Source organism: Devosia equisanguinis, assembly GCF_900631955.1.
GTDB lineage: Bacteria > Pseudomonadota > Alphaproteobacteria > Rhizobiales > Devosiaceae > Devosia > Devosia equisanguinis.
In genome coordinates, this window is the sequence record NZ_UZWD01000023.1 from 150,195 (window position 1) to 175,425 (window position 25,231).

Genomic DNA, 25,231 nt, shown 5'->3' on the forward strand with positions numbered 1-25,231 from the left:
GCCACGAGCTTCGTGACTCGGGAGCCTCACCCATGCGCACTGGTGGGTTGGCGGTGTGCGTGTTAGTCAGCGCGGTCGAAATTTTGTGCCGAGCCAGCCGCCCATGACGTTCTGTATCGTGACCAACGAGACTCCGGCCGCCAATGCTGCGGCGATGCGGCTGCGTGATCGCTATGGCATGGTGTCGCTGGAAGACGCCGATGTGGTGGTGGCGCTGGGCGGCGATGGGCTGATGCTGCAGACGCTGCATCAGGTCATGGGCTCGGGCAAGCCGGTCTACGGTATGAACTTCGGCTCGGTCGGCTTCATGATGAACAATTTCAGCGAAGACGATCTCGACGAGCGGCTCAAGGTCGTGCAGCAGACCCAGATCTATCCGCTGTCCATGAACGTACTCGATGCCTCGGGGACGAGCCGCTCGGCGCTGGCCATCAACGAGGTGTCGCTGTTCCGCTCGACCTACCAGGCTGCCAAGCTGCAGATCCTGGTGGATGGAGAAGTGCGGCTGGACGAGTTGATCTGCGACGGCGCGCTGCTGGCGACGCCGGCTGGGTCGACCGCCTACAATCTTTCTGCCCACGGCCCGATCCTGCCGATCGAGGCGCCGCTGCTGGCGCTGACGCCGATTTCACCATTCCGGCCGCGCCGCTGGCGCGGGGCCATCCTGTCGAACCGCGCTGAAGTGACCTTCATCACCCGCGAGGCCGAAAAGCGGCCAGTCAGCGCGGTGGCGGACAATGTGGAATTCCAGAATGTGCGGGAAGTGACGGTACGCGAGGACCGCACCCACGGCGTCACCCTGCTGTTCGATCCTGGCACAAGTCTGGAAGAACGCGTGCTGAGCGAACAGTTCCGCTTCTAGATTTTATGCTGCGGGCAGCGCCAGAGCCGGTTGCACTTGAGCGGACGGCAGGGACATCAAGGCGCTGCTGCTGCCCGCAAAGGCGGCCATGACGCCACGCGCCGCCTTGCGCGCCAGGGCGATGTTCTGCTCGCCCAGATAGGCAAAGGCCTCTTCCAGCTCGGGGGGAATATCGCCGTCATAGTCGGCAAGCATTTCCTCGGTCAGCGCCGTGACGACGTAGTGACGGGCGGCGACGTCATCGGCGAGGTCGGCCGCACGGGCATGCAATACCAGCCGGACGAGCAGGCGGCCGATGCCGCTGTCGAGACCGCAACGGGCGAATAGCGCCATAAGGGCCGGGCGGCTGCCGGATTCCAGCAGCGAAAAGACCTTGTCCCGCGAGACCTGCGCCAGATTGGCCAGACAGGCAGCAAAGAACATCACATGGCCGGTGACCACGGCATGGAGCAGGAGGCGCGTGTTGAGCTGGTTGGCGCCCACCAGCTGCTCGACGAAATTGGGGTCGGCAGCGACGCTAGCGCGCTCGCCAATGGCCGAGACGGCGGTGTCATTGCCATCGCGCAGCAGACGCTCCAGCCGGTCTGGGGCGAGAGCACCCTTGACCATGCGGCATTGGCGCAGGCTTTCGGTGGCCCGCTGCAACAGCAGCAGCCGCGCTGGCGCGGGCAGGTCCTTGCGAGCCAACAGGGCGCCGCGCATCGACGCGTCTTCGCCACGAGTAGCGGCCAACCCCTGCAGCACGTCGGCGACAAGCAGCACATCCTTGCGGCGCAGCACGCGCAGGGTCAGGCTGTCATCATTGCGGGCAATGAGCGCCGCGCCAAGGCGCGGGCTGATCGTGGTGCGCTGGGCAATCGAAACGAGCGCCGCGATATCCCCATTGCGCACCACCGACATCAGGTCGGCATCGACCAGAATGGGCGAATATTGCAGCACGGCGCGGGAAATGATCGGGCTGTCGCGCAACAGCGCCAGGATGATCGGGCGCGGCGCATCGAGCGAATGCAGCAGGCCATAGGCCAGCGAGGCGCGCACTTTGACCGAAGGATCGTCGAGAAAGGAAATCAGCGCGGCGTAAAGCGCAGCATGCTCGTCGGCCGGACCATCGTGCTTTAGATAGGCCAGCGCGGCCAGATGAGCGGCATGCCCACGCTCGTCACTGTCACTCGACTGTGAGAGATCCGCAAACGCCTGATACCCAATCATTACACTCTCCGCGCACTCGCGAAGAGCACCTTAGAATGCAGAGTTTAAGGAACGGTTCACCATAAACATGGCGTGGGTCAGCCGGTGACGAATGTCCAGAGCCCGGCCAGCGTTTGCGCGGCGGCGATGGTGACGAGCCAGGAACAGAGCGCCAGCGCCGAGATGACCCAGCCGCGCGGAATGGCTGCAATGGCGAGTTCCCATTCGAGCGGTCTGTCTTGCATGTGTGGTCGGTCTCCGGCGAGACCCTGACTTCACCCGGAAATGGCTAACGTTGCGTTAGGATTGCCCGGTGCCACCCACTTTGATGGCGAGCCAAATGCGACCTATTGGCCGTAGAGCTGGGTGAAGAAAGCGGCGCCCGCTCCAGTGGCACTCTCGGCTTCGCTGGGCAATTCGACTTCGTTCTTGAACAGGCCCGTGAACGACATATTTTCGCGCGAGAAACGGGAGGGCAGCGGCGGCGCCTGATCTACCCCGCGCGATCCACCCTGCCCCGCCATCTGCTGGGTGGAAAAGGCCGCATTGGTGCCGGTCTCGTGCTTGGCCACCAGCACCCGGTAAACCTCGCGAATGGTGCGCGGTTTGCCATTGTCGAAGAAGATGGCGACGTTGGAGGAGGCCTGGCGGGGGAAAAGGTCGGCTGCGAGCTGGTCGGCATTTTGCAGGCCGGCGCGGAACAGCTTTTCGGCGCCCTGCGCGCCCAGGAAATGGGCAATGTAGAGCTCGCCGGCACTGGGCATGCGCCCGAAGGCACCGCGCAGATAGTCGCCATTGGAACGGGTGAAGGCGGCGGCGAGGTCGGCTGCTATCTCGGGGTTTTCCCGCAGCTTGAGAATAGCGTCACGCGTCGCCGGATCACGCACGGTGTAATTGCCGTCGCTGGTGATCTCGATCTTGTCCGCATAGGTTTGATAGCCGAGACGCGGGCCTTCCTGCTTCATCACCTGCAGCCAGGTGCTTTCGAGAAACTGGAACAGGCCGACCGCGCTCGATGTGCTGGCCTTGGCCGCCGGATTGAGACTGCTCTCGCGCATTGCGGTCTGCAGCAGGTAGCTGAAATCCACGCCGCTGCGATTGCCGGCCGTGGTCAGGGCCTGCGCAAGGTTCTGCGGGATGGAAATCGACTGCACACCCATCGACGGGCTTTCGTGTGGGAATCAACCGCAGCGATCCTATCACGCAAGCCCGTTAATACGTGATTAACCATGTGCAGGATGCGGGGCCGTCCAATAGGTGACGATATCGGCGAGGTCAGGACGCGGACGATCCTCGGGAGCGACGGTCGGGGTGCCGATATGCACGAAACCGACAAAACGCTCCCCAGGGCCAGCGCCCAGCATGGCGGCGGCGTCTTCGTCGAAGCTGAACCAGCGAGTGATCCAGGACGCGGCAAAGCCGAGGGCGTAGGCGGCATGTTCGAGATTGAAGGCGACATTGCCGGCAGACAGCAATTGTTCGAATTCGGGCACTTTCGGGTGCGGCTTGGGGGTGGAGAGGACGCCGATGACCAGGGGGGCGGGCAAGAACTGGCGGCGTTCGATATCAAGGCTCGCTTCATCGATATCGGGACGCCGCCGCGCCGCGATTTCGGCTAGGGCATTGCCGGCATCGATACGCGCCTGTCCTGCGAAAACCACCAGCCGCCAGGGCGCCAGCTTGCCGTGATCAGGCACGCGGGTGGCAATGGTCAGAAGCGTCTGGAGTTCCCCTGCCGAAGGTCCCGGCTCCTGCAGGAAGGCCTGGCCGACCGAGCGGCGGGTCAACAGATAATCGCGCAAAGCAGAATTGGCGGGCATGGCTGGCTCCTTGTTGGCCGACACATAGCCGGGGCAGCGCAGCGCGACCAGCCCTCCCGCAAAATTGAGCGTTCGGGCATCGCGACGGTTTTAAAACCGCTGGGGTTGTGACACAGCTTTTCCGTGATTGCGGCTTAATCACCGCGGAATCGGCCAGCCAGCTGGCCTATCGGACGACGTCGGAGAGTTCATGCGTATTCTACGCCTTTTGTTGTCGGTTGTTTGCCTCGCCGCCGTCGGCATTACAGGCACGGCGCATATGGCCGCCTGGGCGCAGGAAAATGCCGAAATCCCACCCCTGCCCCGCCCGCGTCCGGATCGCGATGCATCAGGCGCCGTGGCGCCGGTTCCAGCCCCGCCGCCGCGGCAGCAGACACCGGCGACCGAAGCCATCGACACGCTTGCCGGCGCCCCGCAACCGGTCACCCTCACCGCCCGGATTACGCAGGACGGCACCACCATCCCCGAGGGGTTGATCTGGCGCATCTTTGATAGCGTTCCTGATGCCAATGGCGAGATGGCGCTGGTGGCCAAGGTGGAGGGCGGCACGGCGCAGCTGGAACTCCCCCCCGGTGAATATGTCATCCACCTCGCCTATGGCCGTGCCCAGACCAGCGAACCGCTCTCGGTGGCCGCCGGACAGAACAGCAAGGACATCGTCATGGAAGCGGGCGCGCTGCGCCTCAATTCGGCTGTGACCGGCGATATCCCAATCGCGCCGAACCTGCTGCATTTCGACATCTACACGGCTGGGCCGGAGAATAGCCGCGTCATGCTGGCTGAAAACCTGCAGCCCAACGAGATCATCACCCTCAATGCCGGCACCTACCACATCGTCTCGCGCTTCGGTGATATCAATGCCGTGGTCAAGGCAGACCTGCGGGTCGAGCCCGGCCAGTTGACCGACGCGACGCTCTACCATCATGGCAGCGAAGTCTCATTCAAGCTGGTGTCCGAAGAAGGCGGCGAGGCCATTGCCGACGTGGAATGGACGGTGAAGTCGACCGACGGGGCGACCTTGTTCACCGACCGCGGCGCCTTCCCCTGGACCGTTCTGGCTGAAGGCGATTACACGGTGCTCGCCAAGCTGGGCGACCAGGTCTACAATCGTGACTTCCAGGTGCAGCCGGGTGGCCAGCGCGAAATTGAAATCCTGAACAACAAGTTCTGAGCGCGCCTCCCCGATTGAATTGCCACTCTCCTGTCATCTTTGTCGCTTGGACTGGGCAAGCCTGCGCCTCACCTCGCCGGGGAAACCTTGGCATTTGCACAACGCGTGGCGTCTGGGTATTTCTGTTGCTTGAACAGCAGTGGCCAGTTTCCTAGGTTTGGCCGGACAATGGGAGAAAAGCATGCTCAACAGTTCAAAGGGTCGGCGCAGCCTCGCCACCTTCGCCGCCGCCTGTCTGCTCAGCGTTGCGCTTCCGGCCGGCGCCGCCTTTGCCCAAAAGCAGAAGAACAAGGACGTCGCGCCACCACCAGCGGCAGAAATGTCGATTGACTATGTCGTCTCCATTCCGACGGTGACGGGCGTCGACTCCAGCATTGATGACGCGACGCTCACCGACATCCTATCCGGCGCCTTCGTGGAAAATGCCGACGCCTTGGCCGGTCTGGACGCTACCAGCATCACCGTGCCCGAAATTGCAGTGACGGTAAAATCCACCCGCGCCGACGAGGTCAAGGAAACCACCATCACCTTCAGCAACCTGGTGCTTGAGAACGTCACCGATGGCGTTGCCGACAGCGTCAGCCTGGGCTCCATCGGCATGGAAACCGGCGAGGGTACGGTGGATTTTGGCGCGATGTCGGCCGCCAATTTCGATATCGGCGGCGTCCTGGGCATTTATGGCCTGGTCGACCGTGGCGGGCAGACCGCACTCGAGACCATCTATACCGATTTTACCGCCGAAGGCGGCAGCATCGACATGACTGACGGTTCCTGCACCATTGGCGGGACCTATGGTGCCGAATTCAAGGCGCGGCCGCTGAAAATGCCGTTCGGCGAGATGATCGCGCTGGCGCAGGAGCTGGAAGATGATCCGGACACTATGGATCCGGCGCTGATCGGCCAGGTGATGCGCATGTATGCCGACATCCTCACCGCGTTCGAGACTTCGGAAGTCACCTTCGACGGTTTCAGCTGTGACATTACGGACGAACAGGGTCGTCCGATGAATTTCGCCATTGCCAGCATGACGCTTGGCGGCATGTCGCCCGGCACCTACCCCTCCATCGTCCTTGAAGGCCTCAATATCGCCGTGGAAGACGACGGCGCGATATCGCTCGACAATTTCACCTTCAAGCCGATGGACCTCAGCGGCACCATTGCCGTGCTTGAAGGCGCGCCCGAACTGGTCGACGAGGCCTGGCTGGAGGCCAATGCGCGTGGCCTCATCCCGGCGATGGAAGGTTTTTCTCTCAGCGGCATGAGCGTGGACGTGCCGGACCCTGACAATGAAGAGGCGCGGGTGAAAGCCGATATCGGCAATTTCGACCTGACGCTGGGCAGCTATGTCAACGGTATCCCGACCCTGCTCGACACCTCGGCGGCCAACATCCAGGTCGCCCTGCCCGAGAATGGCGGCGACGAACAGATGCAGCAGCTCATCGCCCTTGGCGTCACCGATATCGACGCCGGGTTCCGCCTGGCGGCAAATTGGGACGAGGCCAACAGCACTATCGTGCTTGAGGAAGCCTCGGTCACCGGCGCCAATCTCGCCACAGTCAAGCTGGCCGGTACTATTGCCAATGCCACTGCGGACCTGTTCGCGCTCGACACCGACACGGCGCTGATGGCGGCAATGGGCGTGGCGATCCAGTCGCTCAATCTCGACGTGACGGATGCCGGTCTGTCGGACATTGTCCTCGCTGCGGCTGCGGCCGAACAGGGGGGTGACCCCGCAGCGTTGCGCCCGATCTTTGCTGGTCTGGCTGAAGGCACCATTATCGGCTTCATGGCCGGGGCCGCCGACGCCGCCAAGCTGGGCGCCGCGGTGAACAGCTTCGTCAGCGGCACCGCCAAGTCGCTGAACATCACCATCGATGCCAAGTCGGCGCCCGGTCTGGGCCTCGAAGACTTCATGGCCGCCGAGGAAGACCTCACCACGCTGCTGGGCAAGGTGAACATTTCCGCCACGGCAAAGTAAGCCGCCGAAAAATATTCGAAAGCGAAACGGGGCCCTTGTCACAAAGGGCCCCTTCTTCATTGGCGCTGGCGCAAACTATGCCGCTTATCCCCGGGCATCGCGGCGCTTCTACACTGGGCTCATCAATCTTTGAGGAGTCCGAGGACCATGACCGACCGTTTCGCCAGCCATGCCGCCACCATTGATGGCCCCGCCCAGCATGGCTTTGCCATTTCGCCCCATGACAGCACCGAGCTGAGCGAAGCGACGCGCGCGCTCTATGTCGGCGCGGGCGGCACGCTAGCCGTCGTTACCGTGTCCGGGGCAAGCCTGGCCTTCGCCAATGTCAGCGCCGGCAGCATTTTGCCGCTGCGCGTCGTGGCCGTGAAGGCCACCGGCACCACGGCCGCTGACATCGTGGGTCTGGTCTGATGCTGGGGCTGAAACTCACGCCTCTCAATTGGCACCCTCGGCAATGGTGGCCGCAGGGTGCCAGCTCCGCGATCGAATTCATCGCAAATCGCTCCATGTTCAATGGCTTGGAGAGCCCGCTTGACTCAATTCTTGAGTTCTCGCGGGGCTCGACCAAGCTCGCCGCCGATGCCTCGGGCAATTATCACAGCTTTGCCGAAGACCAGCTGGCGCGCACCAACAGGGGCGCCAGTCTCGAACCGCAGGCCACCGAACTGCTGCCGCGCAACATCTTTTCAGGCGTGACGCCAGCGCGCGGCAGCGGCGCCTTCCCCACGGGCTGGAGCGTCGTCGGCCCGAGCTCGGAGTTTGCCGAGATCCTGGCGCCGGAGCTGGTCTGCAATGTGGAAACCCAACCGCTTCGCTATAATGGTGGCGGCGAGGAAAGCTATGCCGGCTTCCGAACCGCCGGGGGGCTGCCCCACAGCAGCGGCACCGACTATTGGCTTTCACTTTATGCGCGCCTGCCGCCCGGCAAAGTGGCCTTCGACCTCTACTGGTATACGCCGCTGGACTCCGAAGGCATCGCCAGGATCGTCGAAGGCGCTGCACTCACCCCTGACTGGCAACGTTTCGACGTGGCCCGCCAGGCGGGGTCGACCGGGGCCCGCGAGGTCAACCTGATCAAGACCGCGGTACTGAGCGCCGATCATGCCATCGACATCGCCCTGCCCATGCTGCGGGAGGCGCGTCCCGGCTCGTTCATACCGACCACCGGCAGCCCGGCCACCCGCGCCGCCGACCGGCTGGCACTGAGCCCGGTCGATCTGGGGATCAGCGCGGCGTCTGGATCACTGTTCCTGCGTTTTGCCTTGGACGCCCAGGCAACCGGACAGAACGAAAGGCTCTTGTCCCTCGAAGGCGCCAACTCTGCCGAGGATTGTATCAGCATCATCCGCGACACGAATGGTAACATCGTGGTTGCCGTTATATCGGACGGTGTTCTGCAATTTGAACGCAGTTTTGATCCACTCCCTGTGGGCGAAACGCACAAAATTGGCATAGCCTGGGGTGGTGGCTCGGTGCGCGTGCAGTGCGGAAATGCAGCTGCCGAGACGATCGCCGCAACCGCGCCGACAAGCCTTGAGGCATTGGCCATCGGCGCTGGTTTGGATGGCGCTGAGCCGACGGCTCTGTGGCTTGAGGCGCTTGCCGCCTATCCAAGCCATCTCGACGATACCGCCTTCGCGGCCGCATTGGGCGACCTGGGGGGCAGACTATGAAGCCTTGGCTCGCTGGGCGGCGTCGCGATAGATCGACAGCAGATGTTCGAGATTGCGCTCGGGCGTGTAGCGGCGGAGATAGTCGCGCCGCGCGCCTGCGCTAAGCGCTCCCAATGTATCGGAATTGCCCAGCACGTCGGTGACCACCCGCACGAGATCGGCGGCGTCGCCGGCCTTGAACAAGACGCCGCCTCCGCTTCGGCCAACCAGTTCGGCCGGAGCCCCGATATCTGATGCAATAACCGGCAGCCCCGCCGAAAATGCTTCGGCAATGGTCATGCCAAAGGTTTCATAGGCAATCGAAGGCACGACCAGCACGGCGGCGCGGCGCATCAGCGGCGTAACCGCGTCCTGCCGAAGGTGACCGGTAAACACCACATTGCGCGGCGCACTCGCCATGAGACGCGACCGCTCGGGGCCGTCGCCGACAATGGTGAGAGGGATATGCGGCAAGGAGCGCCAGGCCTGGATCAAGGTGCCGGCGCCTTTCTCAGGCGATAGCCGGCCGACGAACAACGCCCCTGCCCGGCTATGCTCCATGACGCCGACATCTTCGACAAAGTGCGGCTTCACCACGATCCTGTCGCCATCGAGCCCGCCTTCGATGAACTTGCCGCGGGCGAACTCGGTGAGCGCAATAAACCGATGCACATGCCGGGCCCAGATGTCATTGCGCGCCGCATGCTGGCGCAGGCGCATGGCGGCCAATGTCGCGGCAAAGGAACCGCGATAGCACCGGCTCAGAAACGCAACCGCCTTGTTACCGTTTATGCAGGTTTCGCACACCGCACCATTGCGCAGGAACAGGGCATTGGCGCACAGCAGCCGATAGTTATGCAGGGTTTGCACCACCGGCAGCTGCCGTTCTGCCGCCCCTTCGTGCACTGCGGTGGTGAGCAGCGGAAAGAAATTGTGGATATGAACGATATCGGGGCGATAGTCGTCGCAGAGCCCCTGTACCCAAATCTTGCGCTTGGGATCGTTGGCAACGGTTAAAAACAGGCGCGCCTGCTCGACGGGAGAGGAAATGCCCCGGTTCGACACAGTCTCCAGCCGCACATCCATGCCGGCCTTGCGCATGATGTCGACTTCGCCGGCGACGGCAAGGTCTTCGCCACCTTGGTTGCGGTAGCTGTTGTGCAGGACAAGAACTCTCATGCGCGCTGCGCCTTTGCATTCGCCCGCACCGGCCCCAGCAGCCAGGCGATCATGAGGGCGTTGGCGAACATGAAGTTGGCGCTGTCGAGGCTGGGATTGACGGTGAGAGAGGTCAGCAATGTGCACAAGGCCATCCAGGCGAGCGCCGGTCTGGCGTTCTGCCTTGCCAAAGCGCAAAGCCGCCAGCAGCCCAGGCCGAGCAGCAACAAGCCAGCCATGCCGACCCGCACCAGCGCCTGATAGAACGAGCTATGCAGGCCGATAAAGATCAAATGCCCACTGCCGTCATCCACCAGGCGCCAGTCGAACGGCAGCGACGGATAATAATTGCGCACCAACTCAGTCCCCAAACCAATACCGATAAAATGTGATTGCGCGGCCAGTTCCAAACCGTCGCGCCAGAAAAATGCCCGGACCCCGGAATTGGCGTCCAGCGACAGCAATTGCAGCGGAAATAGCGGCGCCAGAACTGAAAAGATTGCCAGCAACGCCACAATGAGCGTCGCAGTTCGGCCGCGGCAGGCAAGGACACCAAAGAGGATGGCGAAGACGCCCAGCAGTGCTGCCGATGTGGTGCCGGCACAGGCGATGACATAGACGCCGCCCAACACTGTCCATCCCACGCTCGGCCGCGCCACCATCGACCAGTAAAAGAACAGCAGCAGCGGCATGGCGTGTTGATTGGTGAGGTTCTCGACATTGAAAAGCGCGGCGAGAAATCCCGCCTCACCGCTCCAGGCCGACACCGCCGCCATGACCAGTTTCAGCCCAAGCGCCGTCAGCACCGCGTTATCGCCCGCCATAAGGCCGCTGCTGTAGCTGACCCGATTAAACAAACACACGAGGACCAGCAGCGCCGGATAGCTCACCACCTGCTGCGGAATGGCGCCCGGATCGAAGAGCCGCGTCCAACCGGTTTCGAACAGTCCAAGGGTAGAAAGCACCGCATAGACAAGATAAAGCGCCGCCATGGCCACGAAAGGCCAGAGTTGGCGCAGAAGGGCGCGGTTGACGAAGGGCAGGCATAGCGCCAAGACCACGGCCAGCGCGCCCCCGCCCCAGCCGCGCGTCACCGGCCATGCCGCGCAGTAGAGCAGCACCAGCCCATAGACAGCGCCTAGAACCGGGAACATGAGGACGGGTCGCGCCGAGAGTCTCTGGCACATTGGAGCGGGTTGAAAGGCGGCGAGAGCGTTCATTCACCCTTGCCCCTGAGCGGCTGCGCCGATGTCGGCCGCCCTCGCGATCTCAGGGCCTGCAAGCCTACGCGCCAGACGAAACGCGGCGCCAGCACCAGGTAGCGGCGCCAGAGGCGGCGCGGCTCGTTCAGCAGGCGATAGGCCCATTCGAGGCCGTTGATCTGCATCCATCGCGGCGCCCGCCGCTTGCGTCCCGCATGATAGTCAAAGGCAGCCCCGACCCCGATCAGCAGCCGCCCGATCTCGCGATAGTTGTCACGCATCCAGGCATCCTGCTTGGGTGAGGACAGCCCCACCCAGACGATGTCGGCGCCGCTATCCCGAATGCGCCGCAGGGTGTCGGCCTGTTCGGCTGATGTCGGCGGGTGAAAGGGCGGGGTCTCTACCCCGACAATTGAAATGGCCGGATTGCGCTGCCGCAACTGCTGCGCCAGAAGCGCGGCAGTGCCCTCGCCGCCGCCATAAAGATAGTGGCGCAGGCCATTGTCCCGCGCGCAAACGAATGGCAGCAGATCAGGACCACAGGTCCGCTCCACCGCATGACCTTGCAGTCGTCCCAGGAACACCAGCGGCATGCCGTCGGGGACGATCATCGCCGCCTCTCCATGCAGCGGCGACAGCACAGGATCATCGATGATGGCCATGAGACTAGCCACATCGCGGGCGCAGATGAAGCGGCCGATGGGTTCGCGTGCCCAGGCCTCGATACTGTCCGTGGCGTCCGGCAGGGTGGTGACGGCAATCGGCACACCCAAGACGTCATATGTCGTCGCGGACCCGCTCATGCCGCCGCCCCTGCCCGCTGCGCCTGAAACCACGCATAGGTTTGGCGGATTCCATCCTCGAGACCGATACGAGGTCTCCAGCTGAGAGCGCTCATTGCAGCGCCATCGAGCAGCTTGCGGGCCATGCCGTCGGGCTTGCTGGTATCGAACACGATCTCGCCGTCGAAGCCGACAGTGTCGCAGATGGTTCGCGCCAGATCGGCAATGGCAATATCGGTACCACTGCCGACATTGACCGGCAGATCGCCGGAATAGCTGCGCAGCAACAGAACCAGCGCTTCGGCGCAATCATCGACATGAAGAAATTCGCGACGCGGCCGGCCACTGCCCCAAACATGGAGCCTCGCCGATCGCTGCGCGCGTGCCGCATCGGCCTTGGCGATCAGCGCCGGCAGCACATGGGCACGCACCGGATCGAAATTGTCCCAGGGGCCATAAAGATTGGTGGGAAGGGCGGCAATATAGTCGCGGCCGAACTGGCGGCGATAAGCTTCGGCCAGCTTGACCCCGGCGATCTTGGCCACGGCATACCATTGATTGGTCGGCTCGAGCGGGCCAGTCAGCAGCGCCGCCTCGGCAATGGGCTGCGCGGCATCGCGCGGATAGATGCAACTGGACCCCAAATAGAGCAGGCGACCGATATTGGCGGCATGGGCGGCCGAAAAGATATTGGTGGCGATGGCGAGGTTTTCGAACAGGAACGGCACCGGCTCACGATCATTGGCCAGAATGCCGCCGACGCGCGCCGCGGCAACGATGATCGCATCCGGCCGCTGCGCCGCTACGAAGGCCTCGACCTCGGCCTGCCGCGTCAGATCGAGTGCGCGCCGATCGGCGAGAACAAGCCGGCAGTCTTCGCGCTCCAGACGCCGCGCGAGGGCCCGCCCCACCATTCCGGTATGGCCGGCAATCCAGATGCGCTTGCCCCCGAGATCAAACATGCTCACCACCGCCCCGGATCCAGGCGGCGGCTAAGCAGTTCGATATCCGCGCGCACCATTTCGGCAGCGATATCCTGCACGCTTGCCTTGGGCGCCCAGCCCAGTTCCCGTCGTGCCTTGCTGGCATCGCCGAGCAGCAACTCAACATCGGTGGGTCGGAAACAAGCTGGATCGACCGCGACGAGACATCTGCCGGTGGCTCGATCGAAACCCTTTTCGTCCTCCCCCTGCCCCCGCCAGTCGAGCGCAATGCCAACTTCGGCGAAGGCCAGTTCGACAAAATTACGGACTGAGGTGGCGACGCCCGTGGCGAGAACATAGTCGCCCGGCGCCGGCTGCTGCAGCATACGCCAGGCGCCCTCCATATATTCGCGCGCATGGCCCCAATCGCGCTGCGCGTCGAGATTGCCCAGCACCAGACTTTGCGGCAGGCCCAGGTGAATGGCGGCCACGCCAAGCGATACCTTGCGGGTCACGAAGCTCTCGCCGCGCAGGGGACTGTCATGGTTGAAAAGGATGCCATTGCTGGCATGCAGCCCATAGGCTTCGCGATAATTGATGGTTATCGCATGGGCGTAGAGCTTCGCCGCCGCATAGGGCGAGCGCGGATAAAATGGCGTATTCTCATTCTGCGGTACGTCGCGGGCTTGGCCGAAAAGTTCGGAGGTGGAGGCCTGATAGTAGCGGCTGTGCTGTTCCAGGCCGGCCACGCGGATGGCCTCGAGCAGGCGCAAAGCGCCAAGCCCATCGATATTGGCGGTAAGCTCGGGCGTGGCGAAGGAAACGCGCACATGACTTTGCGCTGCCAGGTTATAGATCTCGTCCGGCCGCGTGGCCGCCACGACGCGCGTCAAACTGGCGGCATCGCTCATGTCGCCATAATGCAGGGTCAGGCGTTGGGACAGCTCCGCGTCGTCGCCGATCAGTCGCTCGATCCGGCCGAGGTTGGACATGGAGGCATGGCGGCGCAAGCCATGCACGACATAGCCCTTCTCCAACAGCAGCCGCGCCAGGAATGCACCATCCTGCCCGGTAATGCCGGTAATCAGCGCCACTTTGTCCGACACAACCACTGCCCCCGAAATAACGCCGGCACTGCAGGCTGCCGCTGCGCTATCGGCGACAATCCACGCCTATGAATTTGCATAGTTCAGGCCGTGTTACATTAGGGTAGATTTACGGCCAGCCCCCAGTACAAGACCTCAAATTCTCACCAGGCAAGAAGTCTTGCATGAATTTCGGCAGGTCGATCGCGGCCTCCGGTAGCAACAGCAACAGCAGTGCGCGTATTCAGGCATAAGTGTTTTCTTCCCGGATCTGCGGAAAGTGCTGGGCGGCGGGGTACTCGGTCATGGCGAGCAATACCGGCAAATTCGGGCGACCGGCATGGGCCATGGTATCGAGAGCCCGCAGCACATCGCGCTGCGGGGTTCGGCTCCAGCGGACCAGCAGCACTGCCGCGTCACAAAAGCGGGCGAGATAGGCGGCATCCACCAGCCGCCCTACTGGCGGTGTATCGATGATGACGATGTCATAGGCCCGGCCGGCGGCCTGGATCAGTTGGGCCATGGGCCTGCCGGCCAACAGATTTTCAACCGATTGCCGGTGGACGCCAAACCCGGAAACAACCGAAATTCCGGTCATGGGATCGGCGGCCAGAATGGCATCGATCCGGTCTGGCAGCATCTTTCCGCGCAGATAGTCGTGCAGGCCAGTGCCCCCGGCAATACCCATCAGCCGGCCGATCGCTGGCGTGCGCAGATCGGCGTCGAGAAGCAGCACCTTCTTGCCCATGCCCCCATAGGCACGAGCCAGCAGCAGCGCGCTGATGGACTTGCCTTCCTGCGGCAGGGCCGAAGTCATGAGAATGACCCGCCCTCGTTCCGCATCAGGCGGCGCACCTGTTGCCAGCGCGCGATCCAGGCGGAAACGCAGATGCCGCAGGCTTTCAGCATAGGCCGAATGGCCATCAAAATTGTCGAGGTCGGGTGGTGGTCCCGGCCGTGTTTTCCAGCCGGAGCGGCGGGTCACGGTGGCGGGCAAGGTCGACACCACCTCGCGCCCAGTCGCGCTCTCCAGTTCTTCCTGGCTATGGAAGCCTCCAGCATAGGCATCCACCGCAAGCACCGCCGCGATGGCAAGAACGGCCGATGAGATAGCTGCAAAGACAAGGAGCAACCGTGTATTGGGGAAGGACGGCAGCAGCGGCATAGGCGCATTGGCGACGATGCGACTGTCAGCAACCTGCAGGTCCAATTGCCCCTCGAGATCGCTCATGCGTTGGGTCAGCCGGTTCATGCCCACGACGTCGCCGCCAATTGCAGGTGACAAGCCGAGCTCGCTTCGGCGCTGTCCGAGAAGATCGAGCGCCTGCGTCAGGGCCTGTCGCTTTGCCGCAACCTGTCCCTCGAGATAGGCCTGCGCTGCAGCGTTGGCGATTTGGGCCGAGAGTGCTGGCGAGGCGGTTTCGGCTGTTATCGCGATAATATAGGTCAGCCCCCGCCGCTCGATACGAAGACGGGGAACCAGCCATTCCATGGCCATGGCCCAATCTGCACTGGTCGCCTCGCCCGCTGGCACGATGGGAACTGGACGCCCGAGCACGTCAGGATTTTCCAGCAGGTTGGCGAGATCGACGATGCGCAAAAGCGTTGGCACCGAACGGATGATCTCCACCTCACTTTCGACCCGGGCCGCATCGACCGAGCCTAGCGGCGGCGCGGCGAACTCCAGTTGCAGCGGCTCGATCCGAGACGGATCAACCGCCACGAGCGCCGTTGCCGCATAGCGCGTGGGCAGCAGCAGGATGATCACCACGGCGAGGATCATCAGGCCCGCGAATATAGCGAGGCCCGTTCTGGCCCGTCGCCGCAGCACATCCACGATCGCGCCGATATCCAGACCATCGCCTTGCACGGCACCCTCTTCCTTTGTCTGGACAAACGCGGACAGTTGTTATGCTGAATTCACCTAGGCAGAGGCACGTAGCGCATTGGTAGATGTCCCAATTCTGGCCAAGTCCAAAATAGTTAACAATACGTAAAAATACATGGAATGAGGCACTGGAATGCAATTGCCCGAGGAGACCTGCTATGCATTCCAGGCCGAACATTGTTCATGCAGGAACGTCACTGCGCATAAATTGAGAAATGCTGATCTGGCCAGCGGCTTATCTGTCGGCGAACTAGACACCATAGCGGTAGCTTTGCCCAATCCCTGGCCTCTGGCGATCAAGCGCATGATCGACGTCATAGGCTCGATCGTTGGATTGGCCCTGCTGGCGCCGTTGCTCCTGGCGACAGCCATTGTCATCAAGGCTGCAGATGGTGGACCGGTATTGTTTCGGCAATGGCGCGTCGGCAAGGATGGGGCGCGGTTTCGCATCCTCAAATTTCGCACGCTGGCGGCCGACAGCTGTGACAGCGCCGGACTGGTGCTGGTGTCGTCCGCCGATGACCCACGTCTGACCCCGCTCGGCGCCATCCTCCGACGCTACAATATCGATGAATTGCCGCAGCTGCTAAACATCCTCGCAGGCGAGATGTCGCTGGTCGGGCCGCGCCCGCATGTGCCTGACATGCTGGTGTCGGGCCTATTCTATGAGGCGGCCGTGCCCGGCTATGCGCTACGCCTGAACATGCGCCCGGGACTGACGGGCTGGGCGCAATGCAACGGATATCGGGGACCGGTGCACGATCCCGATACCGCGGCGCAACGGGTACGGCACGACCTGGCCTATATCGGCAATTTTTCGCTGGCGCTGGACCTGCAAATTCTTGCGCTCACCCTCGTCCGCGAATTCATCTGGCGCCAGCAACCCAATGTTCGGTCTGGTCCCTATCGTGTCGATGAGCTACCTGCTGCCATGCCGTGACGGCGCTTGTACCAGTCTGCAAACCGCCGCACACCCTCACGCATCGGCGTATGTGAAAGCCCGGGAACGAGGGTATTGAGCAGGCTGGTATCGGCGAAGGTGGCCACCACATCGCCCGGCTGCATGGGCAACAGGTTCAGTTCGGCTTTGACGCCGAGCGCCTCCTCCAGCGCCGCAATGAAGTCCATCAGGTCCGAAGGTGCACCGCCACCGATATTGACCACGCGATAAGGGGCAACCGCTGAAAGCGAGTCCCCGGCGACCCCCTGCCCTTGAACCGGGACCACATCGAGCAGAGCAGAGATGGACGCCACGAGATCGTCGACATAGGTGAAATCGCGGCGCATACGGCCATAACCATAGACATCGATGGACCGGCCCGACAGCATGGCATCGGCGAATTTGATGGCGGCCATATCGGGACGGCCATAAGGCCCGTAAACGGTGAAAAAGCGCACCGCAGTCGAGGCAATGCCGAAGAGATGGGCATAGGAATGCACCATTGCCTCGCCAGATTTCTTGGTGGCGGCATAGAGGGACACCGGATGATCGGCCAGATCGGTCTCGACGAAGGGCAGCTTTGTATTGCCGCCATAGACCGAGCTGGTGGAGGCGAACAACAGGTGCCGCACCGGATGCGCCCGCAGAGCCTCGAGCAGATTGGCCGTGCCGACCACATTGGACTGGATATAGCTCTGTGGCGCCTCGAGGCTGTAGCGAACACCGGCCTGGGCGGCGAGATGCACCACGATCTCCGGCCTGGCCTCGGACACAGTCCGCCTCAACAATGCTGCATCTTCAAGCATACCCTCAACAAAGCGGAAGGTGCCAAAACGCTGCAATTGTGCCAGGCGCTCGTGCTTGAGGGCGGGATCATAATAGGGCGTCAGACCGTCGAACCCGACAACATCATGGCCGCTTTCAAGCAATAGAAGGCTGAGATGAAAACCGATGAAGCCAGCAGCGCCGGTGACTAAAATACGTGTCATGGCCTCGGCTCTTCAGCATCAGGGCGACCGACACTCATATAGCGCAGGCCCGCACGTTGCATCTCTTCGCGGCGGTAGACATTGCGCAGATCCACAAAGACCGGGTGCCTCATGACGCCAGCCACCCGCGCAAGATCGAGGGAGCGGAACTCGTTCCATTCGGTAACGAGCACCAAGGCATCGGCATTGTCGGCGGGCGCATAGGCATGCTCGGCCATGACCACGCCCGGCACCACTAAAGCCGCCGCCGCCATGCCCTGCGGATCATAGGCAACGACGCGCGCGCCGCGTTCCATCAGCATGGTGGCAATGTCGATTGCCGGGGCGTCGCGAATATCGTCGGTGTTCGGCTTGAAGGTGAGGCCAAGCAGACCGATTGTCTTGCCGCTGACATCGCCACCGCAAGCCCCGACGATCTTGTCGACCATCAGAAAGCGCTGACGTGCATTGGCGGCAATGGTGGCCTCCACGAGGGACAGCGACACATCGTGGTCTGCCGCCGTGCGGACCAGAGCCAGCGTGTCCTTGGGGAAGCAGGAGCCGCCATAACCGGGCCCGGCATGAAGAAATTTGCTGCCAATGCGCCTGTCGAGCCCGATGCCCCGCGCCACCTCCTGCACATCAGCGCCGGCGCGCTCGCAAAGCTCAGCCATTTCGTTGATGAAGCTGACCTTCATGGCAAGAAAGGCATTGGCCGCATATTTGGTCAGCTCGGCAGTGCGGCGATTGGTGAACAACAGCGGCGCCTGGTTGAGATAAAGCGGACGATAGACTTCGGTCATCACCGCTCGGGCCCGCTCATCTTCGATGCCGACAACAATGCGGTCGGGACGCTTGAAGTCTTCGATCGCCGCACCTTCGCGGAGGAATTCGGGGTTGGAGACCACCAGCACATCGGCATCAGGTCGATGCTCGGCGAGGATGCGTTCTACCTCGTCGCCGGTGCCGACGGGCACGGTGGACTTTGTCGCCACTACGGTGAAGCCATCCAGATGCTCGGCGACCTTGCGCGTGGCATCATAGACATAGCTGAGATCGGCATGACCGTCGCCCCGACGACTGGGCGTGCCAACAGCGAGAAAAACCACATCGGCTTCGGCGATGGCCGCACCAAACGACGTGGTGAACACCAGCCGGCCGGCGGCCATGTTGCGGCTGAGCAATTCATCGAGACCGGGTTCGAAAATCGGCACCACACCCTGCTGCAGCGCTGCGATGCGGTCGGCATCCACATCGATGGCGGTCACCTGATGGCCGAAATCGGCCAGGCCTGCCCCCGTCACCAGCCCGACATAGCCGGCACCGACAATGGCGATTTTCATCTCGAATCTCACTCCGCACGTGGCGCACAGGGACAATACGGGTGGGCCGCACGTTCGGCTCACAAAAAAGTCTAGTCGTCGGCGGGCGGTGCGCTGCGCATTTTCTTGACGCCGGAGCGAATGGTCTTGCCCTCGAGCCGGCGCTTCTTGGACGCGAGGGTGGGACGCGTGGCGATACGCGGCTTGGGCGGAAAGGCCCCCTCGCGCAACAGCGCCACCAGTCGTGCCTGGGCTTCGGCGCGGTTCATCGGCTGGTCGCGATGCGAATTGGAAGTGATGACGATGACGCCATCCTTGGTGAGACGACTACCGGCAAGAGCGGCGACGCGACGCTTCATCGGCTCGGAAAGATTTGGGGAATTGGCAAGGTCGAAGCGCAATTGCACCGCGCTGGCGACCTTGTTGACATTCTGTCCACCGGGCCCAGACCCGCGCACGAATGACTCCTCGATCTCGCTGGGATCGATGGAAATGGAGCGGGTGATCATGATCGGATCGGCCAAGATACCCCTCCTGCCCTCCCCTGAAGAAGGGGAGGAAACCACCGCGTGGGTGGCTCGATCTATTCTCACCCACAGGCCTGCTCCTCCCCCTTCTTTAGGGGGAGGCTCGGTGGGGGTTAAAATGCAGTCTACCGTTTCCACCGCCCGGTGAAATAGACTTCCTCGTCATGAATGACGCGGCCCTTTTCGGTGGTGCGGAATTTCCCCGGCTCCACCTCTTCGACCCATTTCTTCTTCAGCATGCCGGCAAAGGTCTTTTCGCCGATATCCTTGAAGTCATCCGGGCCGAGGATTTTGTCCTCGCCCAGATGATAGAGGGCCTTCATTTCGCGGTTCGATGGACGCTGTGGCATCAGAGCGCTTTCTGCCCGGCTTCCTTGAGATCGGGCGGGGTCGCCTCCGCCATCAGCGCTACCAGCGCATCCATGAACGGTTGCACCTGCTGGCCCTCGGTGCCGAGACGGCGGATGGAGACATTGCCCTCCTCGGCCTCGCGCTTGCCGACCACGAACAGCAGCGGCACCTTTTGCACCGAGTGCTCGCGCACCTTGTAGTTGATCTTCTCGTTGCGCGTGTCGATCTCGGCCCGAATGCCGGCCGAACGCAGCTGGCGCACCAGCTTTTCGGCGTAATCATCGGCTTCCGAGACGATGGTGGCCACCACAACCTGGGTCGGGGCCAGCCACATCGGCATCTTGCCGGCATGGTTCTCGATCAGAATGCCGATGAAACGTTCGAGCGATCCCAGGATGGCGCGGTGCAGCATCACGGCGAACTGGCGCGAGCCATCCTCGGCCACATAGGTGGCGTTGAGACGCTCGGGCAGCACGTAATCGAGCTGCAGCGTGCCGACCTGCCAGGACCGGCCAATGGCGTCCTTGAGATGGAATTCAAGTTTGGGCGCATAGAAAGCACCCTCGCCTTCCGCGATCTCGAAGTCATAGCCGGTGGCGCGCAGCGCATCGCCCAGAGCCTTCTCTGCCGCATCCCAACGCTCGATGGTGCCACCAAACTTTTCCGGGCGCGTCGCGAGCTTGATGACGACGTTTTCGAAGCCGAGATGGCCATAGACCGAATAGAGCAGATGCACGAAGTGCTCGGTTTCGCTCTGGATCTGGTCTTCGCGGCAGAAAATATGCGCGTCGTCCTGCGTCATCTGACGCACGCGCATCAGGCCGTGCAGCGCGCCATGGGCCTCGTTGCGGTGGCAGCAGCCGAATTCGGCCATGCGCAGCGGCAAGTCGCGATAGGACTTGATGCCCTGGTTGAAGATCTGCACATGCGCCGGGCAGTTCATCGGCTTGAGCGCCAGGAGGTCGCCAACCTCTTCGAACACCGGACCGTCTTCGTCGGTGTTGGGCACCACGTCGGGCACCACGAACATGTTTTCGCGATATTTGCCCCAGTGGCCGGACTGTTCCCAGAACTTGGCGTTCATCAGCTGGGGCGTCTTGACTTCGACATAGCCGGCGCCATTCAGGCGACGACGGATATAGGCTTCCATCTGGTTGTAGATCACAAATCCGCGCGGATGCCAGAACACCGAGCCCTGCGCCTCTTCCTGGAAATGGAAGAGATCGAGGTCACGGCCGATCTTGCGGTGGTCGCGCTTTTCGGCCTCTTCCACCATGACGAGGTAGGCGTCGAGCTCTTCCTTGCTCGCGAAAGCCGTCCCATAGATGCGGCTCAGCACCTCGCGATTGCTGTCGCCACGCCAATAGGCGCCGGCCACCTTGGTCAGCTTGAACGCCTGGCCGACATCTTTGACGCTGCGCATATGCGGGCCGCGGCAAAGATCGATCCACTGGCCCTGCTTGTACATCTTCAGCGACTGGTCAGCAGGAATCGCATCGACCAGTTCGACCTTGAACTCTTCGCCCTTGGCGCGGAAGAAATCCTTGGCCTGATCGCGGGTCCACACTTCCTTGGTGAAGGCTGCGCCGCGATCGATGATCTCGCTCATCTTCTTTTCGATGGTGCGCAGTTCGTCTTCCGTGAACGGGCCCTGCTGGCGATAGAAGTCGTAGTAGAAGCCGTTCTCGATCACCGGACCGATCGTCACCTGCGTATCCGGCCAGAGCTCCTGTACCGCCTCGGCGAGCACGTGCGCGGCATCGTGCCGGATCAGTTCCAGCACGTCCTTGGAGCCACTGTCGCGCGTGACGAACTCGATCTTGCCATCGGCCTCGAGCGGGTCCGCAAGATCGGACAGCACGCCATTCCACTTCATGGCGACCGTCTTCTTGGCCAGGCTCTTGGAGATCCCTTCGACCACGGTGGTGCCGGTGGTGCCGCGCGGGAACTCGCGAGATGCACCATCGGGGAACGTCACCTTGATCGACATTTCATGTCTCCAGAAATTGGGTTGAGTGCAGCGCCTGTCGCTGCAAGGGCGCCTGAATAGCACGATTTCCAGGCGATGCCAGCCTTTAGATGCCGGTCATTCCGGCATGCCCTCGAACTGGGGCAGGCTGTCGGTGATCTCGTACCAGGGCGCTTTCGAGCCGACGAACATGTGGAAAGACGGGCGCACCGTGGGCGCATCGATCAGCGTGCCCATGGCCACATGGGTGTTGCCGTTGTCGGCGATGACGGAATAGAGGAACGAACCACAGGTCCCGCAATGAACATCGTGGTTCCGGGGCGGCGTGCCATAATACAGCACAAGCTCGGCGCCATAGGTCAGGCGCAGACGACCCGTCTTGATCGCAGCCATCGGCTTGAACGCCGAGCCGGTAGCACGTCGGCAGCATGAGCAATGGCAATAAAAGGCCGCGGCAAAAGCGTCTTCGACCTCGTAGCCGACAGCGCCGCACAGGCACCCGCCCCTAAGCGTGCTCATGCTTTTCCCCTCGCCACTGTCCGTAACGCCACGGCAAGTACCAGCGCCCCCGCTCCGGCAAGCTCGAGGGCACCGGATCGTAACCGTGAGTGCCGCCGGGCCGGCAGCGCCAGAAGCGCGCCAGCCCCATCCAGCCGCCGGGCCAGAACCCGAATTGCCAGATCGCGTCGCGGGTAAATTCCGAGCAGCTGGGCATGTGCCGGCAGGTGCGCCCCATAAAGGCGGAGAAGGTGTAGCGATAGAGTGTGATGAGGAAGACCGCGGCCACCTTGAAGGGGAAATCTATCGCCCGCCAGAACTGCGTCATGAATCGATCCATCAGCTTTGCGCCGCAACCTCTTGTGCCGACTCGAGCTTTTCCAGCGCCTGAGCGATGGCATCGAACACCAGAAGGGTGGACATGTGCCTGTTGGGATAGTCCCGCACTGGCTCTAGATATTTGAGATCGGACCATTTGCCAGCAGGCGGCACGCCACCGGCCTTGAGCATGTCGTGCATCTGCTGGCGTACGCCGAGAAACTCGGGCACCGGCGTACCCACCACCTCGCGCGCCACCACGGCGGCAGAGGTTTGTCCCAAAGCACAGGCGGACACGTCGTGGCCATAGGCGACGATCACGCCACCCTCGACCTTGAGGTCGATCTCGATCACCGAGCCACAGACGCGGCTGACCTTGCGCGCCGAAGCGTCGGCATCGGTCAGGCGCCCCGGCTGGACCGCATTGCCGGCCAGGTCGAGGATTTTTTCGGAATAGAGATCGCTGAGCTCCATGGCGGCGGCAATTCTGTTTCTTGTTCCGGTCTCGTTCCGCTTCTATATAGGAGCTCTCCAGCGGACTGTCAGAACAATCTGCTGCTGACATGATCCGACACGCCTACAGCCACGTTATATCAAGCGGTCGCAACGCAAGGAGCCCGACCTATGGACGCCCCAGTCAAGCCGCTCAAGCCAGCGACCACGAGCCAGGTCGCATTGCCCCGCCCGACCAAGGAAGAAGCCGAAGCCGCCGTGCGGACGTTGATCGCCTGGGCCGGAGACGACCCCAATCGCGAGGGCCTGTTGGACACCCCCGCGCGCGTCGCCAAGGCCTATGGCGAGCTGTTCGCCGGCTATGGCCAGGATGCAGCAGCGGTGCTGTCCAAGACCTTCAAGGAGGTCGGTGGCTACGACGATCTGGTGCTGGTCCGGGACATTCCCTTCTACGCCCATTGCGAGCACCACATGGTGCCCTTCTATGGCAAGGCCCATATCGCCTACCTCCCCCATGACGGGGTAGTGGGCCTGTCCAAGCTGGCACGGCTGGTCGAAGTTTTTGCACGGCGCCTGCAGACGCAGGAAACCATGACGGCGCAGATCATCGACGCCATCAACGAAAACCTGGGCCCGCGCGGCGCGGCGGTTATGCTCGAGGCCGAGCATATGTGCATGACCATGCGTGGCATCAAGGCGCATGACGTCAAGACGGTTACGCACCGCTTCACGGGGGTCTTTGCCGAAGATCGCGTCGAGCAGGATCGTTTCTTTGCCATGGTGGCCGGCCGCCGTTAGGGCGGTCCGCAATTCCTCGTTCCACATTCACGAAACTGCGCAGTGCCAGTGCTAAATTAGCGCTGGCCTCTTGCTGCCTAAAGGTCTAGACCGGCCGGGCAATGACAGACCCTTCCTTACGGAACGCATCGACAATCAAGAGCAGCAAAGCGCTATAGCGCCCGGGTTATCCGGCGCGCGACAGCGCCGGCAAACCATGGAGCCAGCCATGCTGAAAGCCTTCTCCTGCGCCAGCGATCTGCTGACCGAAACCGAATTCACCGGCGACCCCAGCGGCCTGGTCTGGATTGATCTGATCAATCCCTCGCGTGATGAAGACCGCGCCGTCGAAGAGGCCCTGGGCATCGTCATCCCCTCGCAAGCCGACATGGCCGAGATCGAGCTCTCCGCTCGCCTCTATCACGAGGACGGCGCCGAGTTCCTGACCATGACGGCACTGGCCAATCTCGATACCGATGACGCCATCAAGATGCCGGTGACCTTCATCCTCAAGGGCACAACGCTGGTGACGGTGCGCTGGTGCGATCCGCGCCCCTTTTCGGCCTATCGCGTCCGCGCCGCCAAGCAGAAGGATACACCTTCACGCACCGGCGAACATGTCATGCTCGGCCTCTTGGAAGCACTGATCGACCGCATGGCGGACGCGCTGGAACGGCTCGGCACCGATGTCGATCACATCTCCCGCGACATCTTCCGCAACAAGTCGCGCAACGTCTCCAAGAAGACGCGCGACCTGCAGGCGGTGATCGAAAAGATCGGCGCCAAGGCCGAACTGCTGAACCTGATTCAGGAAAGCCTTGTCAGCATTGGGCGGCTAACCGCCTATCACGGCGCCATGGACGACACACCGCGCAAAAGCGCGGTGAACAAGGAAAACCGCAACCTGCTCAAGGTCGTGCAGCGCGACGCCATCTCGCTTGGAGAACATGCAAGGGGACTCAATGGCCGCGCCAGCTTCCTGCTAGATGCGACGCTGGGCCTCATCAATCTCGAGCAGAACCAGATCATCAAAATCTTCTCGGTCGCCGCCGTCGTCTTCCTGCCGCCCACCCTGGTAGCCTCAATCTATGGCATGAACTTCGACATCATGCCGGAACTGCATTGGGATTTTGGCTATCCCTTCGCGATCTTCCTGATGATCCTGTTCGCCGTGCTGCCTTATCTGTTCTTCAAGCGGAAGGGCTGGCTGTAAGGCCTGCCGGACGGTCCTTATACCCTCGCCGCGCATCACCCTTGGGCTTGATCCGAGGGGCTTGTGCGGAGTTTGCCATGGGAAAGTGAAAAGCCCTCGGGTCACGCCCGAGGGTGACGTGCTGTGAATGCGGTGGCATTTCAGAAGCCTGCCTCCCCCTTCCCCTCATCCCGCGTCCACGCTAAA

At 62.4% G+C, this 25,231-nt stretch carries 26 protein-coding genes; 8 read left to right on the top strand and 18 right to left on the bottom strand.

The window, feature by feature from the left end:
- Nucleotides 1-103 precede the first annotated feature (103 nt).
- Nucleotides 104-862, top strand: coding sequence for an NAD kinase (locus DEVEQU_RS08475; RefSeq protein WP_126150146.1), 759 nt, complete (start codon nt 104-106; stop codon nt 860-862).
- 3 nt (nt 863-865) lie between these two features.
- On the opposite strand, the gene DEVEQU_RS08480 is transcribed toward DEVEQU_RS08475, so the two are convergent.
- The 4 genes from DEVEQU_RS08480 to DEVEQU_RS08490 form a co-directional block, all read right to left on the bottom strand.
- Complete coding sequence (locus tag DEVEQU_RS08480) at nt 866-2,071, bottom strand: DUF2336 domain-containing protein (RefSeq protein ID WP_126150147.1); 1,206 nt, start codon at nt 2,069-2,071, stop codon at nt 866-868.
- Between the two features lie 77 nt (nt 2,072-2,148).
- Nucleotides 2,149-2,295, bottom strand: coding sequence for a hypothetical protein (locus DEVEQU_RS19875; RefSeq protein ID WP_164550328.1), 147 nt, complete (start codon nt 2,293-2,295; stop codon nt 2,149-2,151).
- A 102-nt stretch (nt 2,296-2,397) separates the two neighbouring features.
- Nucleotides 2,398-3,210 carry a transglycosylase SLT domain-containing protein gene (locus tag DEVEQU_RS08485; RefSeq protein ID WP_126150148.1) on the bottom strand — a complete coding sequence of 271 codons (813 nt, stop codon included), beginning with the start codon at nt 3,208-3,210 and terminating at the stop codon, nt 2,398-2,400.
- A 63-nt stretch (nt 3,211-3,273) separates the two neighbouring features.
- Nucleotides 3,274-3,870 (bottom strand): nitroreductase family protein, encoded by a 597-nt coding sequence (locus tag DEVEQU_RS08490; RefSeq protein WP_126150149.1) that lies wholly within the window; start codon nt 3,868-3,870, stop codon nt 3,274-3,276.
- A gap of 190 nt (nt 3,871-4,060) precedes the next feature.
- On the opposite strand from DEVEQU_RS08490, the gene DEVEQU_RS08495 reads away from it, so the two are divergent.
- The 4 genes from DEVEQU_RS08495 to DEVEQU_RS08510 all read left to right on the top strand — a co-directional run bounded on the left by DEVEQU_RS08495 (nt 4,061) and on the right by DEVEQU_RS08510 (nt 8,692).
- On the top strand, nt 4,061-5,041 hold the full coding sequence (locus DEVEQU_RS08495) for a hypothetical protein (protein WP_126150150.1): 981 nt from the start codon (nt 4,061-4,063) through the stop codon (nt 5,039-5,041).
- 181 nt (nt 5,042-5,222) lie between these two features.
- The gene (locus tag DEVEQU_RS08500) at nt 5,223-7,019 is read left to right on the top strand and encodes a hypothetical protein (RefSeq protein WP_126150151.1); all 1,797 of its coding nucleotides are present in this window, start codon (nt 5,223-5,225) and stop codon (nt 7,017-7,019) included.
- A 147-nt stretch (nt 7,020-7,166) separates the two neighbouring features.
- Nucleotides 7,167-7,430 carry a spike base protein, RCAP_Rcc01079 family gene (locus DEVEQU_RS08505; RefSeq protein ID WP_126150152.1) on the top strand — a complete coding sequence of 88 codons (264 nt, stop codon included), beginning with the start codon at nt 7,167-7,169 and terminating at the stop codon, nt 7,428-7,430.
- A 95-nt stretch (nt 7,431-7,525) separates the two neighbouring features.
- On the top strand, nt 7,526-8,692 hold the full coding sequence (locus DEVEQU_RS08510; protein WP_126150153.1) for a phage head spike fiber domain-containing protein: 1,167 nt from the start codon (nt 7,526-7,528) through the stop codon (nt 8,690-8,692).
- Here the strand turns inward: DEVEQU_RS08510 and DEVEQU_RS08515 are convergent.
- From DEVEQU_RS08515 to DEVEQU_RS08540, 6 genes are all read right to left on the bottom strand, one after another.
- Nucleotides 8,687-9,850 (bottom strand): glycosyltransferase, encoded by a 1,164-nt coding sequence (locus DEVEQU_RS08515; protein WP_126150154.1) that lies wholly within the window; start codon nt 9,848-9,850, stop codon nt 8,687-8,689. The two genes, DEVEQU_RS08510 and DEVEQU_RS08515, sit on opposite strands and share 6 nt — an antisense overlap.
- Nucleotides 9,847-10,884, bottom strand: coding sequence for a hypothetical protein (locus DEVEQU_RS08520; RefSeq protein ID WP_126150155.1), 1,038 nt, complete (start codon nt 10,882-10,884; stop codon nt 9,847-9,849). The genes DEVEQU_RS08515 and DEVEQU_RS08520 overlap by 4 nt, the downstream gene beginning before the upstream one ends.
- Nucleotides 10,885-11,045: 161 nt before the next feature.
- A complete protein-coding gene (locus tag DEVEQU_RS08525; protein ID WP_126150156.1) occupies nt 11,046-11,834 on the bottom strand; it encodes a WecB/TagA/CpsF family glycosyltransferase in 789 nt (262 codons plus the stop codon).
- Nucleotides 11,831-12,775, bottom strand: a complete 945-nt coding sequence (locus tag DEVEQU_RS08530; protein ID WP_126150157.1) for a GDP-L-fucose synthase family protein — start codon at nt 12,773-12,775, stop codon at nt 11,831-11,833. The genes DEVEQU_RS08525 and DEVEQU_RS08530 overlap by 4 nt, the downstream gene beginning before the upstream one ends.
- Nucleotides 12,776-12,777: 2 nt before the next feature.
- Nucleotides 12,778-13,842 carry a GDP-mannose 4,6-dehydratase gene (gmd, locus tag DEVEQU_RS08535; protein ID WP_386849511.1) on the bottom strand — a complete coding sequence of 355 codons (1,065 nt, stop codon included), beginning with the start codon at nt 13,840-13,842 and terminating at the stop codon, nt 12,778-12,780.
- Nucleotides 13,843-14,065: 223 nt separating this feature from the next.
- A complete protein-coding gene (locus tag DEVEQU_RS08540) occupies nt 14,066-15,691 on the bottom strand; it encodes a tyrosine-protein kinase domain-containing protein (RefSeq protein ID WP_164550329.1) in 1,626 nt (541 codons plus the stop codon).
- 322 nt (nt 15,692-16,013) lie between these two features.
- Here DEVEQU_RS08540 and DEVEQU_RS08545 point away from each other — a divergent pair, with 322 nt between their 5' ends.
- On the top strand, nt 16,014-16,649 hold the full coding sequence (locus DEVEQU_RS08545; RefSeq protein WP_126150160.1) for a sugar transferase: 636 nt from the start codon (nt 16,014-16,016) through the stop codon (nt 16,647-16,649).
- Here the strand turns inward: DEVEQU_RS08545 and DEVEQU_RS08550 are convergent.
- The 8 genes from DEVEQU_RS08550 to DEVEQU_RS08585 form a co-directional block, all read right to left on the bottom strand.
- Complete coding sequence (locus DEVEQU_RS08550) at nt 16,613-17,638, bottom strand: NAD-dependent epimerase/dehydratase family protein (protein ID WP_126150161.1); 1,026 nt, start codon at nt 17,636-17,638, stop codon at nt 16,613-16,615. The two genes, DEVEQU_RS08545 and DEVEQU_RS08550, sit on opposite strands and share 37 nt — an antisense overlap.
- Nucleotides 17,635-18,960, bottom strand: a complete 1,326-nt coding sequence (locus tag DEVEQU_RS08555; protein WP_126150162.1) for a UDP-glucose dehydrogenase family protein — start codon at nt 18,958-18,960, stop codon at nt 17,635-17,637. Before DEVEQU_RS08555 ends, DEVEQU_RS08550 begins: the two co-directional genes overlap by 4 nt.
- A gap of 71 nt (nt 18,961-19,031) precedes the next feature.
- On the bottom strand, nt 19,032-19,463 hold the full coding sequence (arfB, locus tag DEVEQU_RS08560; RefSeq protein ID WP_329601455.1) for an alternative ribosome rescue aminoacyl-tRNA hydrolase ArfB: 432 nt from the start codon (nt 19,461-19,463) through the stop codon (nt 19,032-19,034).
- A gap of 128 nt (nt 19,464-19,591) precedes the next feature.
- Nucleotides 19,592-19,816 carry a hypothetical protein gene (locus DEVEQU_RS08565; RefSeq protein ID WP_126150163.1) on the bottom strand — a complete coding sequence of 75 codons (225 nt, stop codon included), beginning with the start codon at nt 19,814-19,816 and terminating at the stop codon, nt 19,592-19,594.
- The gene (gene thrS / locus DEVEQU_RS08570) at nt 19,816-21,807 is read right to left on the bottom strand and encodes a threonine--tRNA ligase (protein ID WP_126150164.1); all 1,992 of its coding nucleotides are present in this window, start codon (nt 21,805-21,807) and stop codon (nt 19,816-19,818) included. The genes DEVEQU_RS08565 and thrS overlap by 1 nt, the downstream gene beginning before the upstream one ends.
- A 96-nt stretch (nt 21,808-21,903) precedes the next feature.
- Entirely contained in the window at nt 21,904-22,305 is a 402-nt protein-coding gene (locus DEVEQU_RS08575; RefSeq protein ID WP_126150165.1) for a GFA family protein, read from the bottom strand.
- On the bottom strand, nt 22,292-22,612 hold the full coding sequence (gene yidD / locus DEVEQU_RS08580) for a membrane protein insertion efficiency factor YidD (RefSeq protein ID WP_126150166.1): 321 nt from the start codon (nt 22,610-22,612) through the stop codon (nt 22,292-22,294). The genes DEVEQU_RS08575 and yidD overlap by 14 nt, the downstream gene beginning before the upstream one ends.
- An 11-nt stretch (nt 22,613-22,623) precedes the next feature.
- Entirely contained in the window at nt 22,624-23,076 is a 453-nt protein-coding gene (locus tag DEVEQU_RS08585; RefSeq protein ID WP_126150167.1) for an iron-sulfur cluster assembly scaffold protein, read from the bottom strand.
- A 150-nt stretch (nt 23,077-23,226) separates the two neighbouring features.
- Between DEVEQU_RS08585 and folE the strand changes: the two genes are divergently transcribed.
- On the top strand, nt 23,227-23,853 hold the full coding sequence (folE, locus tag DEVEQU_RS08590; protein WP_126150168.1) for a GTP cyclohydrolase I FolE: 627 nt from the start codon (nt 23,227-23,229) through the stop codon (nt 23,851-23,853).
- A 208-nt stretch (nt 23,854-24,061) separates the two neighbouring features.
- Nucleotides 24,062-25,045, top strand: coding sequence for a magnesium/cobalt transporter CorA (corA, locus tag DEVEQU_RS08595; RefSeq protein WP_126150169.1), 984 nt, complete (start codon nt 24,062-24,064; stop codon nt 25,043-25,045).
- Nucleotides 25,046-25,231: the final 186 nt, after the last annotated feature.

Coding starts and splice junctions, on each gene's coding strand:
- DEVEQU_RS08475 (WP_126150146.1), top strand. CDS start 104: ATGACGTTCTGTATCGTGACCAACGAGACTCCGGCCGCCAATGCTGCG.
- DEVEQU_RS08480 (WP_126150147.1), bottom strand. CDS start 2,071: ATGATTGGGTATCAGGCGTTTGCGGATCTCTCACAGTCGAGTGACAGT.
- DEVEQU_RS19875 (WP_164550328.1), bottom strand. CDS start 2,295: ATGCAAGACAGACCGCTCGAATGGGAACTCGCCATTGCAGCCATTCCG.
- DEVEQU_RS08485 (WP_126150148.1), bottom strand. CDS start 3,210: ATGGGTGTGCAGTCGATTTCCATCCCGCAGAACCTTGCGCAGGCCCTG.
- DEVEQU_RS08490 (WP_126150149.1), bottom strand. CDS start 3,870: ATGCCCGCCAATTCTGCTTTGCGCGATTATCTGTTGACCCGCCGCTCG.
- DEVEQU_RS08495 (WP_126150150.1), top strand. CDS start 4,061: ATGCGTATTCTACGCCTTTTGTTGTCGGTTGTTTGCCTCGCCGCCGTC.
- DEVEQU_RS08500 (WP_126150151.1), top strand. CDS start 5,223: ATGCTCAACAGTTCAAAGGGTCGGCGCAGCCTCGCCACCTTCGCCGCC.
- DEVEQU_RS08505 (WP_126150152.1), top strand. CDS start 7,167: ATGACCGACCGTTTCGCCAGCCATGCCGCCACCATTGATGGCCCCGCC.
- DEVEQU_RS08510 (WP_126150153.1), top strand. CDS start 7,526: ATGTTCAATGGCTTGGAGAGCCCGCTTGACTCAATTCTTGAGTTCTCG.
- DEVEQU_RS08515 (WP_126150154.1), bottom strand. CDS start 9,850: ATGAGAGTTCTTGTCCTGCACAACAGCTACCGCAACCAAGGTGGCGAA.
- DEVEQU_RS08525 (WP_126150156.1), bottom strand. CDS start 11,834: ATGAGCGGGTCCGCGACGACATATGACGTCTTGGGTGTGCCGATTGCC.
- DEVEQU_RS08530 (WP_126150157.1), bottom strand. CDS start 12,775: ATGTTTGATCTCGGGGGCAAGCGCATCTGGATTGCCGGCCATACCGGA.
- DEVEQU_RS08545 (WP_126150160.1), top strand. CDS start 16,014: ATGATCGACGTCATAGGCTCGATCGTTGGATTGGCCCTGCTGGCGCCG.
- DEVEQU_RS08550 (WP_126150161.1), bottom strand. CDS start 17,638: ATGACACGTATTTTAGTCACCGGCGCTGCTGGCTTCATCGGTTTTCAT.
- DEVEQU_RS08555 (WP_126150162.1), bottom strand. CDS start 18,960: ATGAAAATCGCCATTGTCGGTGCCGGCTATGTCGGGCTGGTGACGGGG.
- DEVEQU_RS08565 (WP_126150163.1), bottom strand. CDS start 19,816: ATGCCACAGCGTCCATCGAACCGCGAAATGAAGGCCCTCTATCATCTG.
- thrS (WP_126150164.1), bottom strand. CDS start 21,807: ATGTCGATCAAGGTGACGTTCCCCGATGGTGCATCTCGCGAGTTCCCG.
- DEVEQU_RS08575 (WP_126150165.1), bottom strand. CDS start 22,305: ATGAGCACGCTTAGGGGCGGGTGCCTGTGCGGCGCTGTCGGCTACGAG.
- yidD (WP_126150166.1), bottom strand. CDS start 22,612: ATGACGCAGTTCTGGCGGGCGATAGATTTCCCCTTCAAGGTGGCCGCG.
- DEVEQU_RS08585 (WP_126150167.1), bottom strand. CDS start 23,076: ATGGAGCTCAGCGATCTCTATTCCGAAAAAATCCTCGACCTGGCCGGC.
- folE (WP_126150168.1), top strand. CDS start 23,227: ATGGACGCCCCAGTCAAGCCGCTCAAGCCAGCGACCACGAGCCAGGTC.
- corA (WP_126150169.1), top strand. CDS start 24,062: ATGCTGAAAGCCTTCTCCTGCGCCAGCGATCTGCTGACCGAAACCGAA.